Here is a 16187-nt window from a genome sequence, read left to right as displayed (position 1 = left end):
GTCAGACAAGTAGATGCTGCGTTGTCTGTTCCTCTTCCTCCTCATGGGCCTCACGCTCAGGGCGGAGCAGTGTCTGGTCATCGGCGACAGCCTGACCAAGGAATACGAAGCCGAATTCCCCGCCCTCTTTCCCAACAACCCGGCTTCCTGGCAGGCACGGAACTGGATCGAGATTCTGCATCAGCACCGCACCGATTGGTTCGACACTGGCACTTGGAGCGCCTATTCTGACCCCCGCCTCACCGGTCACCGCTTCAACTGGGCTTTCCCGGGTGCCACAACCACCGACATCCGCGACCAGCTCAGCAGCATTTACAACTTCTGGTGGACGAACACGCTCAAAAGCCAGCTTCGCACCGACGTGCAACGCGTCGTCATCTTCGCCGGCGGCAATGATGCCGACAGCTACTACGCCGATCTCTACAACGGTGCGGTGGACGCCTCGGTCACCAACACCACCCTTGGCAATCTGCAATGGATCATCAACTACGTGCGCACGGTGAATGCCACGGTGCCCATCGTGCTGGTCAGCGTGCCCCATGTGGGCTGCACGCCGAAGATTCAACTGGGCTACCCCACCGATGCAGTGAAGACGGCCCGTGTCACTGCGGCGATGGATGCCTTGAATGCCAGCCTGGCTGCGTTTGCACAGTCGCAGGGCATCGGCTTCGTCCCCGGCGTGTATGACTTCACCAAGGCGCTCATCACCCAGCCCTTCCGCATCAAGGGCATCGAATTCTATCGCATGGCAGACGCTGATGCTCGCACTCGCTACACTTTCTCTGGAGACGGCTTCCACCCCAACACCTGCGCCCACACCAAGATCGCGCAGATGGTCGTCGACGCCTTCAACGCCAAGTATCCGTCCACCGCGATCACGCCGCTGACTGACGACTATATCATCTCCACCGTCCTCGGCCTTGATCCAAACATCCCCCTCACCGAGTGGCTCGCATCGCAAGGACAAAGCGGCAGCTTCACCGACGACTCAAATCACAACGGCATTCCCAACGGACTTGAGTTTGCACTGGAAGGCCTCACCGATGTCTCCAGCTTGCCCAGACCCGTAGTGCAGAATGGCGCGCTGACGATGACTTATCGACCGCGCGCCGTCTTCACGGAGTGGGGGACCATTCAGGCGCAGTCATCGGCCGATTTGCTCAACTGGAACGACATCGGAACGGCACAAACGACGACGAACCCAGACGGCACCATCACCGTCAGCGTGAATACGGTTGGAAAAGGTTTTGTGCGGCTGAAGGTCACGCCTGGAGGATAGGCCTCCGGCCTGTCAGCGGATCGAGGCGTCCCGCCTTCGATCTTCTGACATAGGCTGGAAGCCTCAAACCATCGTCAGGCAGGATGCCTGACCTCCGGCTCATGCAGCCGCGACTGCTGTCTGCCCCTGCACGCCGAGTCCTTCGACTCCGAGTTCGATGACATCGCCGGGCTTCATGAAGAGAGGCTCAGGCTTGAAGCCGAGGCCGACGCCGGGAGGCGTGCCGGTGGTGATGATGTCTCCGGGCAGCAGGCTCATGAACTGGCTGAGGTAGCGCACCAGCGTCTTCACGCCGAAGATCATCTGCGCGGTGCTGCTGTTCTGAATGGTCTTGCCGTTCAGCTTGAGCCAGAGCTTCAAATTCTGCGGGTCTGGAATCTCATCGCTGGTGGCGAGGAAAGGCCCGATAGGCGCGAAGGTGTCGCAGCTCTTGCCTTTGACCCACTGACCACCACGCTCCAGCTGCCATTCGCGCTCGCTGTAATCATTGTGCACGCAGTAGCCGGCCACGTGGCTCATGGCGTTTTCTTCGGAGACGTAGCTGGCCTTTTTGCCGATGACGAAGGCGAGCTCGACCTCCCAGTCAGTCTTCTTCGAATTGCGCGGAATAACCACATGGTCGTTCGGGCCGACAATGGCGCTGGTGGCTTTGAAAAACACGATGGGCTCCGCCGGAATCGGCATGCCGCTTTCCTTGGCGTGGTCGCTGTAGTTCAGACCGATGCAGATGATCTTGCTCGGACGTGCGATGCATGGACCCAGGCGGGTGTCAGCACTCACCGTCGGCGCAGTGGCCGCGTTGGCCTTGGCCCAGGCGGCGAGGCGTTCCAGCCCATCGCCCCCGAAGAATTTTTCATCGTAGTCGCTGCCAAAGGCGCTCGCATCAATGCGGCGGCCGTCTTCGAGTTGAAGGCCGGGTTTTTCTTCTCCTGGGTTGCCGAAGCGGATCAGTTTCATGGTGGTTTAGTTGGTGTGATCTTGTTGTTTGAGGGGGTCGCCTTCGTGATTCGTGTAGCGGCCGATGAGCGGATACTGCTCGAGTTCGGCCACGGTGCCGGTGACGGGGAAGCTTTCGCGACCGACCCAGTAAACGGCCGCCGCAGCGATGTCTTCCGGCATGAGCAGGCGGCCCATCGGCACGGCGTAGGCAGGCAGGCGGTCCGGCCAGCCTTCGCCGAGTCCGTCGCCAAGTTTCACCTGGTATTCGTTTTCCGTCAGCGTCCAGCCCACATTGAGCTGGTTCACGCGCACACGGTCCGTGCCAAGTGCGTCGGCCAGATTGCGCGTCATCGTCATCAGCGCGCCCTTGGACATCGAGTAAGCCAGCAGATTCGCCTGACCGCAGTGTGCGAGCACCGAGCCGATGTTCAGCACGACACCCCGGTTCTTTTTCAATTCAGGCAGCAAGGCACGGATCAGGAGCATCGGCGCACGCGCATTCACGGCTATGATGCGGTCAAACATGGCGGCATCCGTCTCAGCGATGCGTGCGCGATTGGTCAGAGCCGCGTTGTTCACCAGCGCATCCACCTTGCCGAAGGCGGCGATCGCGTCGGCAGCCAGCTTGGCCGGATACGCGGCATCCGCCAGGTCTCCCTGGCAGAAGGCTGCTTTGTCCTTGCCGAGTTCCTGGCACAAGGCCTCGCCACGTGCCGCGTCACGGCCGTGGAGGATGACTTTGGCGCCTTCGGCGACAAAGCGCCGCGCCATGAATTCGCCGATGCCGGTGGTGCTGCCGGTGATGAGGATGACCTGGTCTTGAAGTCGCATATTCGGGGTGGTTTTGGTGAACCGCTTTCTATGGCGAGCCATTGGCGATGCTCAAGGCTGCAACACGGCCAATTTAGGATTTGGCATCGGCCGGATGGAGCGCATGAACTGGAGAAAGATGCCTCACTTCTCCAATGCCCATGCGATGCCGTTGAGCAAAAAGCGCCGGAAGGCGGGCAGCTTGAAGTCATCCCAATGCCCCAGCGAGGTGTAAAAGATGCGGGACTTCTTTTCGCCGTAGGTATGAGTCCATGCGACGGGCTCCGTTGCGGTTCCTGCCAGCGTCCCCATCAAAAGCGACATGGTTCCGGCCTGCAGTGGTGTGTTTTTGTACAGACCGCCGTGTCCGACGAGTTCAGCCACGGTGACGCCACGCAGGATGGGATGCGCCTCCGCACCCGGCACGAGGGTGATGGTGGCGGCGTCTTTGCCATAGTGGCCGGTGTAGTTGCCTCCCAGCACCTGCGGGTCAAAGTCCTGCCAGATCGCCAGTCCCGCTTTGGGCTCGGGTTCCTTGGGACGCAGCGCAAAGCAATGGCTGGCCGTGCGGATTCCGACCAGGGGCTTGCCGGCGGCAAGATGGGCGCGCACGGTATTGATGACCTCCGTCGTCGGCGTGCGGCGCCGCACACTGATGAAGAGAAGATCCGCATCATGCATGGCCTCCACGAATCCCGGGAACTGATTTTTGTCCGTCGCGTCCGCCTGAATGATGGTGATGCGATAAGGCGCGGCCTTCAATTCTTTGGCCGCAAACTCCGGCAAGGTTTCCCAGGTGTGGTACTCATCCTCGCCTATCATGATGACGATGTGAGGTGGCTCCGCCGCTTGCAGCTGCCATGCGAAGACGACTGCAACGAAAAGCACTATGCGAAAAACGAAGGACCGGCTCATAGGATTGGAAGTCTGATCAGGGTTTCGATGCTGCTTGAAGCGTTGCTTTGGTCGCCGCCCAGTCCGCATTTGGCAGAGCTTCCCACACGCGCAGATGACGGAAGCTCGCCTCGGTGCCAGCTCCCAGCATGATGCTGTGCTTGGCCACGCTGATGAGCGTGTTGCTCAGGGTGGTGCTCTTCCCATCGAGTGTGCCCACGACCTCGTCGCCTTTGATCTCCAGCACCACCGTATGCCATTCGTTGAGTTTGACCGGAGTCAGGACGCGGCTCGTCGTCCCCTTCTCCCGCTGCTTGGTGGCGGGGTTGATGCGGTCGGCATCATACGGCGTTAAAAACAGGCCGCCCGGGCCGATGCTGAGCGCGATCACATAATCCTTCACATCCGTCGCCTTCACAAACAATGAGCGATACTTGCGTCCCTCATCAGGCACATCGTTCAGCCGCACTTCGCATTGGATGATGGCGTCGGTGAATTGAAAACCAAACGACGCCGTCGCGGGATGATTGGCGGCGGGACTTTCAATGCCGGTAAAGCAACCTTCGACCAGCTTCCACTGTCCGGACTTGCCACCCGCAGGCCCTGCATTGTAGCGCCAGCCGGCAAACCCGCTGGCAAAACCAATGGGCTTGCCCGTGACCGGCGCGAGCGGCGGCATGAAGTCTTCGCTGACCAGCAGTTTGCCACGCGTGGTCATCAGCGTTTTCGGCAGTTCATCAGCGGCCAGAGCGCCACAGGTCCAGGCGCAAAACAAAAGAGTAAGGGTGGCTTTCATGGGGGATGGTTATCGGCTGAGGTTGGTCAACACCTCCAGCGCCTTGGTCTCGAAGAGCTTCTGCCACTCAGGCGCGACCAATGTATCGCAGTCCTCCTGCGCGTAGCCAGGGTTGAGGCGCTGCTCCACGGTGGGGGTGTACCAGATGTAACCGTTGGTATAGCCGGAGACGTGGGCATTCGCATCCTTTGCGGCTTTCTTGATGTTCAGTCCCACCTGCACCGTGACCTCTCCTGGAAATGTCACCAGTTTGAAATCGCCCACACGCAGGCCGCAGACCTCGGCATCCAGCGTTTTTTCACCGGCCGCCTCGGTTTGTTTCAGATGCATTTTTAGCAGCGCCAGATTTGCATTCAGCCGGGTGAGCCGCTCCATGATTTCGATGTTGGCGAGGTAGTTTTCCACCAGCAGGCGATTGTCCGCATCGAGCTGTGAGATGGCCTTCCGATCAAGCGACTGATCGTGCAGATAACTCTGCGAGTAGTGCGATGGCGTGTCCGGCCAGAGCTTGTGCTGGAGCAGCAGCGGCAGGAAACTTTTGAAGTTGATGTTCGTGGACTTGAGCGTGGCGACGAGTTTCTTCTGCTCCGCCTCGATGTTGCTGATGCGTGCGGTGTAATCCGCCGCGCGTGGTACTGCGATGGTGGCATTGCTCACTTTGAGCACTCCATCGCCTCTCGTTTCGATCTTCCGTGCCGCAGCCAAAACGGTCGCACCAAGCATCGTGCCGAGCGGCTCCGCATCCGGAGTGCGCGTGACTTCTTTGTAGCGCACCGGATTGATGTCGCCACCGCAGCCCTGCACGAAGAAGGCCATCGCACCACCGCCAAGTGCCTCTTCAATGACCTTGGAAGCGAAGCCGGGATAATCGGCTGAGCAGCCCTTGCTCGGCGGATTCATGATGGGATGGCAGGCGAACTGGTAGAGCACGGCCAGGGGTGTGCCATCCATGCGATCCAGGCGCAGCAGGCCGACCTGCGGATCGATAGGGCCCACGCTGGCCACATCTTCATCTCGTGGCATCGAGTAAGCACGGCGCATGTCCACCGTGCTGCCATCCTTCATCTTGAGGCGGCGGTTTTCGCTGATGCGCGTCTCCGAACCCACGCCACTGCCCACCTTTACGGGAACGAGGTTTTGCATGGCCTCCTTCACCGCCTGAATAACGAGCGGCTCCAGATCGCCACGCACGATGCCGTGACAGTGGCTGGCATTGACCACGACATTTGCGGGCGGAATGCCCAGATCTTGCTGCAATCCCTTGCGCACGGTGGTCATGAAACCGTTGCCGACGCGCCCGATGCCGCCCACCGCCACGGCATCCAGCGTGATCACCACCGCGGTGGTGCCACCGCTTTTCAAAACTAGTGCCTTGGCAAAGCAAGGATCATTCACCAGCGGAACGGTGCGGTCGGTGATGTCGACTTTGGCAACACCAGCGAGCATTTCAGCCCGGGCAGCGGCCACGCAGACGAGCAGGAGAAGACAGATGAATTTCATGATTCGTTATTTCTGCAGAGTCCATGCCACGGCATTGAGCAACAGTCGCTGCACATCCGCACTGCGCATGTCTTCGGGCGCTCCGAGACTGGTGTAAAAGATACGGGCCTTGCCAGGTCCATACGTGCGCGTCCACGCGACCGGCTGAGGAGGGGTGGCGGCACCGGCCTGCGCGGTGCCGATGAGAATCGGCGTGGCATCTGCGGCCAGCGGCAGCACTTGGTACAGGGACTGATAACCACGGATATTCGCCACATTCACTCCTTCAAGAAGCGGCGTCTTGACTCCATCCGGCACGCTGACGCTGTAGGGCAGGCCCTTGATTTCATAGCCTGTGTTTTCTCCGCCAAGAACCTCGTGCGTGAACTCCGGCCAAGCAGCCAGACTGGGATCTACGACTTCCTTGGGCTTGGGAAGGAAAGCATGATTCGCCGTGCGAATGCCCAGGAGTGGTTTGCCAGCAGCGAGGTGTGCACGGATGGCGGCCATCTGCTCCTTCGGTGGAAAGCGGCGGCGGGAGAAAAGCACCAGCAGATCCGCGTCCTTCAGTGCTTCGACGAGTCCGGCAAAGTGATGCATCTGCGGCTTGTCACCATCAATGACCGTAGCGTGATGCCCCAGCGGCCGGAGTTCCTTCTCCGCAAACTCACGCATCGTCCTCGGCGCTTCATAGTTGTTGGGATCTTCCACCGTCATGATGACGATGTTCGCGGCAGACGCCGCGCAAGTGAGCAGTGCGAAGCAAAGCAGGATGGATTTCATGACAGGTTTCATTGAAGTGACGAAAACAGCTCTTCAAGCCCGGCGACGATCTTCGTCGAGGCATCGAATTCGAGGCAGGCTGACCTCGCACGCCAGGTTTCATAGCCGCCGAGCTTGTGCTGCTCAGGCGTGGGCAGGTAGCCGTGGTAGGCATTGGCCAGCGACACTGTGAAGGTCTGGGGATGACGCTTTTTCATTCCAAGACCGATCTCCACGAAGACTTCAGCGGGAATGGCCGAGACGCGCAGTTCGCCGATCTTGAGGACTTGCAACGGCGCGGAGACTTCCTTGGGGAAGTCCGCCAGCAGGACGGTTTCACGCGCATACACCTGCTCCATTGTCTCCATGCGCGGGAAGAGCTTCGACTGCTTCGTCAGCGCGCTTGCTTTTTCCACCTCCTCCTTGGTGGGAATGCGCAGGCCCAGAGTGACTTCCTTCTGCGCCACACCCAGCGGCACCCAGTCATGATACTTCAGCGTTTTGCAGGCCCCAGCCACTGCCTGAGCCACATCATTTCCGACGATCCTGATGCGACCATACGGCCCCTCTTTTGCCTGCCCCCCGCGGAAGTCGATGTTGTTGATGTCACCGCTGGCACCGTTCGACATGATGCCCACGAAGGGCGGATCCTGCCGGTCTGCATCAAGGAGCTCACCAACGCGGTTGGCAAACACACCATAGTAGTCAGCCGAGATATGGCCGGGGCCCACGCCGCCCACGTAGTGCAGCGAATAGTTCGCATAGAGTGCGATGGGGTTTCCCTCTGCTGACTGCACGCTGATAAAACACACCTGCGGATCCGTGGGACCTGCGGGTTCAAGCAAGTTGGGATTGTTGACACCGGGGTTCGTCTTCACCTGATCCGTCGTAACCCCGTGCGGCGTGGGGGGAATGCCGCCGGGCTTCATCTTCCAGCGGCGGTTGAACACATGCTGCGGCACATCCACACTGCCCCACGCGATTTTGGCAGGTGCCAGATTGTTCAGCGCACGCTGTACGCCATCGGCGATGCGCCTGGCAAGGAAGCGTTGATACATCGGGCTCGGCTCGCTCTGGCCCACCGCCTGCGCGGTGCCACAGGAGTGCGAGTGCGTGGCGGACATGAGCATGTTCTCCAGCGGCAGGCCTGTGGCCTCATGCACCATCTTCTTCGCTTCATCGAAAATCCCGCGCCCAATCACACAACTGTCCGCCACGACCATCACCAGCTTCGTTTTTCCATCATCCAGCGCGAGGCAGCGCGCGTTCAGTTCATCGTGGATGTACACCGCCTTGCCGTCCTGAAAGCCCCCGTTGATCGAACTGCCGAGCTCCGGCGTGATGTTGCTCGTGGCGGCTCCGGCTTTGAAAACAGGGGCGGGATCAGCCGCATACGCGGTCGAAATGAGAGTGCAGAGGGCGAAGAGAAGCGGTCGCATCCTCTCCATACGGTCGCCAAATGCGGACTCAATCGGCCAACTCTTGCGTCTGCGTATTCGGTGCCCACCAGATGACAAAAATGCCCAGTCCGTAGATCGACGCACAGATGGCGCCGACGCGTGCGTAGTCGCCGCCGAGCGCGGTGAAGAGGTATCCCGCAGCCAGCACCCCGACCGCGGTGCCAAAACGGCCGGAATTGTACGCCAGACCGCTGCCGGTGGCACGGACACGCGTGGGAAACAGCTCCGGCAGATAGAGGGCCAGCCAGCCAAAGAACAAGGTGGCGACAAAACCCTGGGCGCAGACGATCGGATGAAACGAAGCCTGCAGCGGCGCGGTCAGCTGGAACATCGCATAGGTGATGCTCACCGTGGCCAGGCTGATCAGGCAGTAGCTCAGGCGACGGCCGAGCCAGATCGCGCACTGCCCGCCCAACAGGCTGCCAAGCGTGGCCCCCAGCGCCCACCAGCCCTGCGTGGCCGCCTTGTAGTCCCCATGCGCAGCACCGGCGATCTTGTCAGACCATGGAATCATCCACTTGCTGGCGGACCACGCGCCGATCATGGGAATGGAGCTCAATAAAATGCCCACCAGCGTAAAGCGGATCAACGCGGGCTGAAACAATTCACGCAAGGGTGTCACGGGGCTCTTCGCCATGCCACGCGATGCGAGCCATTTGGGCGACTCCGGTAAAGCCACGAGCACAAACAAGCCCAGCAGCGCAGGCAGGCCGGCAAACTGAAACACCCAGCGCCAGGAATCCGGCGTGATGTGCCACTGCCGCGCCACCTGTGAGAGCGCCAGAACGCCGAAGTTCAATCCGGCCATCATCGCGCCAGAAACCAGCGGACGCGAAGCGCTGGACCAGCACTCCGAGACGAGCGCGATGCCATTCGGCCACAAGCCGCCGACTCCCAGCCCCACCAGAAAGCGCAGCACGAGCATCTGCTCCTGTGTCTGCGCATAGGCACCCATCGCGGCAAAGAGGGAATAGAACAGGATGCACACCCCCATGGCCCGTGTGCGCCCCACACGATCGCCAAAGCTTCCCAGCGCGATGCCACCGATGGCTGCGCCGAGCATCAGCGCCGCAGTGAAGCGTGCGAACCATTCGCCCCCGAGCTCCGCCGTAAAACCAGCCCCAAGCAGGCTTTTCGACACCGAGAGCGAGGCCACCGGCATCAGGCCGAGTTCCACTCCGTCAAAGACAAGAGCCAGAAAAACAGTGACGAGCACCAGATAGCGTTGGGCAGTATTCATGGCTTCAGAATGGCCTGTATTACTGCACTGTTGTCCGCCTCGCCATAGCCAAGCGCCTCCGCCTTTTCGAGCAATTGCCGATGCGTCTCGCTCAGCGGCAACGGCAGTTTGCTGGCAGCCAGCATGAGACGCACATCCTTCAGATGCTGCGAGAGTTTGGCCTGCGGCGTGAAATCCTGCGTGACCATCTTCTCTCCCTTCGTGTCCATGATGCGGGAGTAGGCCATGCTCCGGCGCATCACATCGAGCGTTTGAGTGAGGTCGAGATCCAGCTGCTGTGCAAAGGCAATGCCTTCTGCCAGCGCGGCGCGATTGAGGCCCAGCACGAGGTTCGTCACCAGCTTCATTTTGGCTCCGCTGCCACAGGGACCCACATGCACCACCTCGCGGGCAAAGCGATCAAGCCACTCACGACATTGTTCGAAAACAGCCACATCACCCCCGACCATGACCAGCACGTCGCGCTGCAGCAATTGCGTGCTGCTGCCGGAAACTGTCGCATCCAGATAACGCACGCCCTGCGCTTTGAGTTCAGCTCCTAGAGCGGCCATTTCACCCGGATCTCCGGTCGTGGTATCAATGAGTATCTGGCCGGGCTTCAAGGTGGCGGCACGGAGCACATCACGAACGATGTCAGAATTAGGCAGGCAGAGGAAAACAACATCGCAGTGAGCAAACACATCGTTGGCGGTCGGTGCATTGATGCAGCGGGTGACATCCACATCCCAGCCGCAACTGGCCCCGGTCATCTTCATCACAGCACTGCCCATCAGGCCCATGCCGATGATGCCAGGAGTGCTGTCATGCGCTTCGCTCATGAAAGGCCAAAGAGCTGACGTGCATTGCCCGAGAGGGCGCTAAGCATCGTGATCTCGATGCCGCTGGCCTCCATGCTTGCCAGCTTGGCATTCACATCGAGATAATGCGCTGGCACCTTGCGCAGCCAGTCGCCAATTTTGAGAAAGGCCATGCCTTTGTCGTCATACACCAGCGGCTCCACTTTGCGTTTCCGCATCATGTCCACCACCTCGGGAAAGAAGAGGTGGCTCTGGCAGTCGATGATGCCCGCAGGTGGCGCGGCAGCAGCAGCCACGGCGCTGCTCGCCACAGTGGCGGTGAGAAAGTGACGGCGTTTCATGGGGTCATCATTCAGATGGTTGCAGGCATCGTTTCACCAAAATCATCTGCCTCACCAATGTCAGTTCACCGCCCATCAGCTCCAGGCTGATGGGCGTGAACTGATTTATGTGGAACTATCCGTCGATGTTCCAGCCGTCGCGGTACTCCTTCTTCATGAAGGCGTTCGCTTCGGGTGTGTCCGGGCTGGTGCCGGTTTTACCGTCGTACTGGATTTTCTTGCCGGTGCGGTAGGCCACGAGGCCGAGCAGCATCATCTCGATCATGTTGGCGCTGTAGCCAAAGTTGCAGGCGGTGGGCTTGCTCGGATCGCGGCAGGCATCAAACCACTGCTTCTGGAAGTGGCCTAGATCAGGCAGCATGTCCTCCTTCTTGCGTGGCTTGTAGTAGCTCATGTCGGCATCGTTGCCGTAGGGCAGGATGAGACGTGAGTCGAAGTCCGCGATGAGGAAACCCTTCGTGCCTTTGAACATGGCACCATGGCCGATCTGCGTCAGATCGATGTGCTTCTTCGGCGAGCTTGGCATCGCGCCACCCTGATACCAGGCGACCGTGATGGGGCCGCGCCAGTCGTTTGCGGGCAGTTCAAAATGCGATTCACATTTCACCGGCGTCACGTCGGAGTTGTAAGCGTCGCCCTTGGCTTCAGCTGATGTCGGCAGGCCACCGTCCACGGCGTTCCAGAGCAGGTCCATCGTATGGCTGCCCATGTCGCCGATCTGTCCGGCGCCGAAGTCCCAGAACATGTTCCAGGAGAGGCAGTTCGCACCAGCTCCACCGGAGAAGTAGGCCGGATTGTAAGGATGGAACGGCGATGGGCCGAGCCACAGGTCATAGTGAAATCCTTTTGGCGGCTCGCCTTCTTCAGGGAAGTAGCCGGGTTTGGGGATCTGGCGATTGCCCCAGGCGTAAGCGGCTTTCAGTTCACCGATGGCACCGTCACGGATGAGTTCGCGCACGCGGTTGAAATTCGGGTTCGCATGCCGCTGCATGCCCACCTGCGTGGCCAGCTTGTCCTTCTTCGTCTCCCATGTCGCACGCACCGTGCGCGCTTCATTCACCGTGATGGCCAGCGGCTTCTCGCAGTAGCAGTGCAAATTGCGCTTCAATGCCCAGTTGGCGATGAACGCATGCGTGTGGTCCGGCGTGCAGACGACGACGGCATCGAGGCCCTTGTGATCAAGGCATTTGCGCCAGTCGATGTACGTGGTGGCATTGGGAAAACGCTTCAGCGCCTCTGGAAAGCGCGCCTCGTTGATGTCACACAATGCGACGACATTTTCTTCCGCGATGGAGTCGTAATGCGCGAGACCTCGACCCCAGACACCGATGAGGGCGACGTTGAGTTTGTTGCTGGGGGCGTTCTGTCCAAACAGCGGACGGGTGATCATGCTCCCGGCGACAAGACCGGCAGCACCGACAAAGCGGCGACGTGAGAGAGGCGTGGGTTGGGTGCTCATGGCACCGCATGAAACGACACACGGAGTCGTTCTCAAGCACCAAGGTTGGCTGATTCCCGCTTTTCCCCCGGCCAGACAGGGCGGGTAAAACGAAGCTTGCTTAGCAGACGCCCATTTCAGAAAATCAGTTAACAAATTTAAATGCCATGGAAATTCCTACCGCAGCCAAAACCCTGTTGGAGCACAAGGGCCGGGACATCTGGACCATCTCGCCAACGGCCACCGTCTATCAGGCCATTCAGATGATGTCTGAGAAAAACATCGGTGCGCTGCCAGTGGTGGAAGGCACCCGGCTGGTCGGCATCATTTCAGAACGCGACTACATGAGCAAAGTGGCGCTCCACGGCAAATCCTCCAAGGAAACGCCCGTCAGCGAAATCATGACGCGGGAACCGGTGACCGTGGGGCCTGAGCAAACCGTCTCCACCTGCATGGAGATCATCACGGAGCATCGCATCCGCCACCTGCCCGTGCTGGATGGCGAGGAACTGCTCGGCATTGTGTCCATTGGCGATCTGGTGAAGTGGATCATCGCCACCCAGCGCATGACGATCGAACAGCTGAACGCCTACATCTCCGGCGGCTACTCCGCCTGAGAGCATCACACCAGGGTGTTCGGCTGGCTCCAGCGGATCTTGCCCAGCAGCAGATCGCCTTTGAATCCATGCTTTGGCAGCATGCCGCCGTCAGTCACCCACGATTCATTCTGTGAGATGTTGGTGGTCTGGAAATTGCCCATCAGCGGCACTTCATCCGGTGCATTCACGCCATCGCCTTCCAGCGGCAGCACGATGCGCTCTGTGTCGCGGATGAGACGCAGCGTTTTCAGGTCCACCTGCGCCATGAAGAGCGGCGCGCGCCAGCGCATCACCTTCACATTGCTGGCGTCCTTGCGGGTGTAGACCAGATGCAGCGCCTCGCTGTGCGGCAGCCAGTGCTGCTGCGTTGTGCTCATTTCCAGCGGTGTGCCGTCGTCCCAGCACCAGGGCTGTTTTTCTTCGAAGTCGAGCCCGTCATCACTCGCGGCGACATACCCGCGATTGTCCTCCGCCCGCAAAGTCGCATAAAACTTCCCGCGATACCGCACGAGCGATGGCTCCAGCAGCCCGCGACCTGCCGCATGCTTGATCTCGCGGCCCACCTTTTGAATGGCCAGGGTCTCGCCATCAAACGAGCAGCGCACCCCGGCGGCGGAACGGCCGGTCTGCTGCGCGCCAAAAGACATCACGAACGCAATGCTGCCGTCTTCCAGCACCTCACGCTGGCCGCAGTTGTTCGTGAAGATATTGGTGCCGCGTGGATCATCCCAGATCAGCCGCTTGCGCTCCGACCAGCGGTCGTCCTTGTAAACCGCATACACCGGGCAGCGTGCCGGCTGGTTGCGGTCAAACTTCGGACCTTTGTAAAAGACGTTGTGACCGACCGCCAAAACGCTGCAGGTTTTCGCATGATACTGCGGCACCACATCGCACACGCCTTCCTCGCCGCGACCATCCGTCGTCGGCACACGGCCCAGCGGTGGCACCGGCTGCGGTTCCGACCACGTCTGGCCGAGGTCCCGCGATTCCATCCAGTGCACCGGCAGAAAGAAGTCCGAGCCGCGAATCTCCTGCATCGTCATAAACACGACCGGCCCGTCCTTCGACGGCACCAGGCAGGGCCGCGGATGAAACCACGATGGGCCGCTGCCATCGCGGCCACGTTTGAGCGTGATTTTATCCATCGCGGCAATCAGCGGAGGCGCTGACTGCCCGGAGGCCAGATTCACGGCCAGCATGCCCGCCGCGCTCTGTTGCAGGAATCGACGGCGGTTCATGAAAGTCGGAGAGGTGAGGTTACTTCGCCTTCGGCGCTGGCTTTGGCTTCTCGGGCAGGCCCTGACCAGGCTTGAGGTCGAGATTGGCCGTCATGTCCTCTTCCGTCACGGTCGAGGCCACGCCATCCGCAGGGATCTTCGCTTTCGCAGTCCACAGGATCGCGTTCAGCACCAGCTTGCGCTGGTCATTGTTCGCCCAGCCCTTGTGGTAATGACCGCCGGTGAAGCCAAAGCCACGACCACCGTCTGCGCGCTCGCAGGCCCAGGCGACATGCTGCTTGTCCTTGTTCTTCACCGACTCACGCACGGCCGGGTTGCCGCTGTGCGCGCCATCCGGGCGGCTCATCGTCGATTCAGGGGCCACATCGCTCAGGATCGGAGTCACGCCTTGCATGTTTGGGCGGAAGCGCATGAAGAAATACCATTCGTCATTAGTGCCAAAAGGCTTCACGCCGGAGCTGATCGGGTGCGCCGGCAGTTCCTTGAAATTGGCATCCCAGTGGGGGTTCACGCTCCAGTTGATCTCAAAGCAGCCGCCCATCCAGTCGATGAACTCTTTGCCGCCCTTTTCAATCGTCGGCTCCACCGCGTAATGCAGCGTCAGAAAGCCGCAGCCGCGCTTCATTTCTTTGTCGAGCTGGGCCAAATGGTCTCCCTGCAGGGCCGGATGTCCGCCACCGCCGTCCGAGTAAATGACGACCGTGTCCGCGACGGAAAGCTCCTCCTGGGAGGGCCACTCACCATTCAGGTGAAATTTGATGTCCACCTGATCCGCCGCGCCCTGCTCCAGGCACTTTTTCAGCAGCTGGATGCCCGCATTGTGCTCATGCTGCCCCGGACCATGGGAGGGCTTGCCCGCGATCATGACGATGGATTTTTTGTCCGCTGAAAATGCGGAGCCGAGGAGTGAAAAGGCCAGGAGGGCGGTGAGCAGATGCTTCATAGATTGGGGTTGGAACGTGGAATGCAAACGGCCCGAGCGCACGCGGCATTTCAACCGGCAGCGACGAACTTTGACGGCTACCCCGGGGTTCTGGCACGCCTTCCGCTACTCTTTCCCGTCCGCCCAACCGCATGCCCATCGCCAAGAGCCGCCCGCAGACCAATGTTTTCTATGCCTTTGCCTTCGTCGGCGTGGTCATGGCGGTCTTCACCGTGGGCTACCGGGTGGCGGGGTGGTCGTGGAGTGATGCGTTCTATATGGTCGTCATCACCGCCTTCAGCGTCGGCTACGGCGAAGTGGTGCCCATCACCGACCCCTGGCTGCGGGCGTGGACGGTCACCCTGATTCTCTTTGGCTGCACCGGCATCATTTTTGTCACCGGTACCTTGGTGCAGTGGCTGACGGAGGCGCAGATTCAACGAGCTTTGGGAGGCAAACGCATGGAAAATGAAATCGAAAAACTGAGCAACCACGCCATCATCTGTGGCTATGGCCGCATCGGCCGCATGATCGCCTCACAGCTGCAGGCAGGCGGCATACCCTTTGTCATTGTCGATCAGGCAACTGACCGCGTGGCGGAAGTGCGGGATGCGGGCTTCCTCACGCTTCAAGGCGAGGCCACCGACGAAGCCGTCCTAAAACACGCCGGCATCAGCCGTGCCCGCGTGCTGGCCACCGTGCTGCCCAATGACGCCGCGAATGTCTTCATCACCCTCAGCGCGCGCAACATGAACCCCGCGATCCAAATCATCGCGCGCGGCGAAGTCCCCTCCACCGAGCGCAAGCTGCTGCAGGCCGGGGCCAACCGCGTCGTGCTGCCCGCACACATCGGTGCCGACCGCATCGCCCACCTGATCCTGCACCCCAACACGCGCGACCTGATCGGCGGCAAGACAAAGGCCAGCATCGACTTTGACCACCACCTCACGGAACTCGGCCTCGACATGGAGGAGATCGAGATCCGTGCGGACTCGCCATGGGTTCACAAGCGCATCTCGGAAGTCGAAACCGGCACCGCCGGGCGCATGCTCCCGGTGGCGATCCTGCGCAAAGAGGGCGCCACGGATTTGAACCCCAGCCCCTCCGCGATGCTCATGCCCGGAGACGCACTGGTGGTGATGAAACGCGTGCTGCGGCGGTCGATGAGCTAGAAGACTGCATTTTCCAGTCAA

At 60.4% G+C, this 16187-nt stretch carries 16 protein-coding genes; 3 read left to right on the top strand and 13 right to left on the bottom strand.

The genetic code is table 11. The annotated features are described in order from the left end of the window. The first annotated feature begins 13 nt into the window (after positions 1–13). On the top strand, positions 14–1279 hold the full coding sequence (locus tag AC24GY_RS26340; protein WP_487689136.1) for an SGNH/GDSL hydrolase family protein: 1266 nt from the start codon (positions 14–16) through the stop codon (positions 1277–1279). 99 nt (positions 1280–1378) lie between these two features. Here the strand turns inward: AC24GY_RS26340 and AC24GY_RS26335 are convergent, their stop codons facing one another. The 11 genes from AC24GY_RS26335 to AC24GY_RS26285 form a co-directional block, all read right to left on the bottom strand. Continuing rightward, entirely contained in the window at positions 1379–2236 is an 858-nt protein-coding gene (locus AC24GY_RS26335) for a fumarylacetoacetate hydrolase family protein (protein ID WP_487689134.1), read from the bottom strand. A 6-nt stretch (positions 2237–2242) separates the two neighbouring features. Then, on the bottom strand, positions 2243–3049 hold the full coding sequence (locus AC24GY_RS26330; protein WP_422319576.1) for an SDR family NAD(P)-dependent oxidoreductase: 807 nt from the start codon (positions 3047–3049) through the stop codon (positions 2243–2245). A gap of 123 nt (positions 3050–3172) precedes the next feature. Further along, a complete protein-coding gene (locus AC24GY_RS26325) occupies positions 3173–3943 on the bottom strand; it encodes a ThuA domain-containing protein (RefSeq protein ID WP_487689132.1) in 771 nt (256 codons plus the stop codon). 16 nt (positions 3944–3959) lie between these two features. Then, a complete protein-coding gene (locus tag AC24GY_RS26320; RefSeq protein WP_487689130.1) occupies positions 3960–4718 on the bottom strand; it encodes a LamG domain-containing protein in 759 nt (252 codons plus the stop codon). A 9-nt stretch (positions 4719–4727) separates the two neighbouring features. Further along, positions 4728–6218, bottom strand: a complete 1491-nt coding sequence (locus AC24GY_RS26315) for a hypothetical protein (protein ID WP_487689128.1) — start codon at positions 6216–6218, stop codon at positions 4728–4730. Between the two features lie 6 nt (positions 6219–6224). Beyond that, entirely contained in the window at positions 6225–6980 is a 756-nt protein-coding gene (locus tag AC24GY_RS26310) for a ThuA domain-containing protein (protein ID WP_487689126.1), read from the bottom strand. 8 nt (positions 6981–6988) lie between these two features. Further along, positions 6989–8398: a hypothetical protein gene (locus AC24GY_RS26305; RefSeq protein WP_487689124.1), complete on the bottom strand. Its 1410-nt coding sequence runs from the start codon at positions 8396–8398 to the stop codon at positions 6989–6991. A 28-nt stretch (positions 8399–8426) separates the two neighbouring features. Then, positions 8427–9659 carry an MFS transporter gene (locus AC24GY_RS26300; RefSeq protein WP_487689122.1) on the bottom strand — a complete coding sequence of 411 codons (1233 nt, stop codon included), beginning with the start codon at positions 9657–9659 and terminating at the stop codon, positions 8427–8429. Next, positions 9656–10477, bottom strand: a complete 822-nt coding sequence (locus tag AC24GY_RS26295) for an NAD(P)-dependent oxidoreductase (protein WP_487689120.1) — start codon at positions 10475–10477, stop codon at positions 9656–9658. Before AC24GY_RS26295 ends, AC24GY_RS26300 begins: the two co-directional genes overlap by 4 nt. Then, complete coding sequence (locus AC24GY_RS26290) at positions 10474–10797, bottom strand: hypothetical protein (protein WP_422319560.1); 324 nt, start codon at positions 10795–10797, stop codon at positions 10474–10476. The genes AC24GY_RS26295 and AC24GY_RS26290 overlap by 4 nt, the downstream gene beginning before the upstream one ends. 115 nt (positions 10798–10912) lie before the next feature. Next, on the bottom strand, positions 10913–12256 hold the full coding sequence (locus AC24GY_RS26285) for a Gfo/Idh/MocA family protein (protein ID WP_487689118.1): 1344 nt from the start codon (positions 12254–12256) through the stop codon (positions 10913–10915). A 146-nt stretch (positions 12257–12402) separates the two neighbouring features. Here AC24GY_RS26285 and AC24GY_RS26280 point away from each other — a divergent pair, with 146 nt between their 5' ends. Continuing rightward, a complete protein-coding gene (locus AC24GY_RS26280) occupies positions 12403–12852 on the top strand; it encodes a CBS domain-containing protein (protein ID WP_487689116.1) in 450 nt (149 codons plus the stop codon). A 5-nt stretch (positions 12853–12857) separates the two neighbouring features. Here AC24GY_RS26280 and AC24GY_RS26275 read toward each other — a convergent pair whose 3' ends face one another. Together AC24GY_RS26275 and AC24GY_RS26270 are read right to left on the bottom strand one after the other, a co-directional pair. Further along, entirely contained in the window at positions 12858–14072 is a 1215-nt protein-coding gene (locus AC24GY_RS26275) for a sialidase family protein (RefSeq protein WP_487689114.1), read from the bottom strand. 19 nt (positions 14073–14091) lie between these two features. After that, a complete protein-coding gene (locus AC24GY_RS26270; protein WP_487689112.1) occupies positions 14092–15015 on the bottom strand; it encodes a ThuA domain-containing protein in 924 nt (307 codons plus the stop codon). A gap of 131 nt (positions 15016–15146) precedes the next feature. On the opposite strand from AC24GY_RS26270, the gene AC24GY_RS26265 reads away from it, so the two are divergent. Further along, positions 15147–16166: a potassium channel family protein gene (locus AC24GY_RS26265; protein ID WP_422319550.1), complete on the top strand. Its 1020-nt coding sequence runs from the start codon at positions 15147–15149 to the stop codon at positions 16164–16166. Positions 16167–16187 lie beyond the last annotated feature (21 nt).

The organism is Prosthecobacter sp. Pr1, from assembly GCF_057652315.1.
Note: the sequence above shows the minus strand (reverse complement) of the source record. Positions and strands in the feature narration are given on the sequence as shown.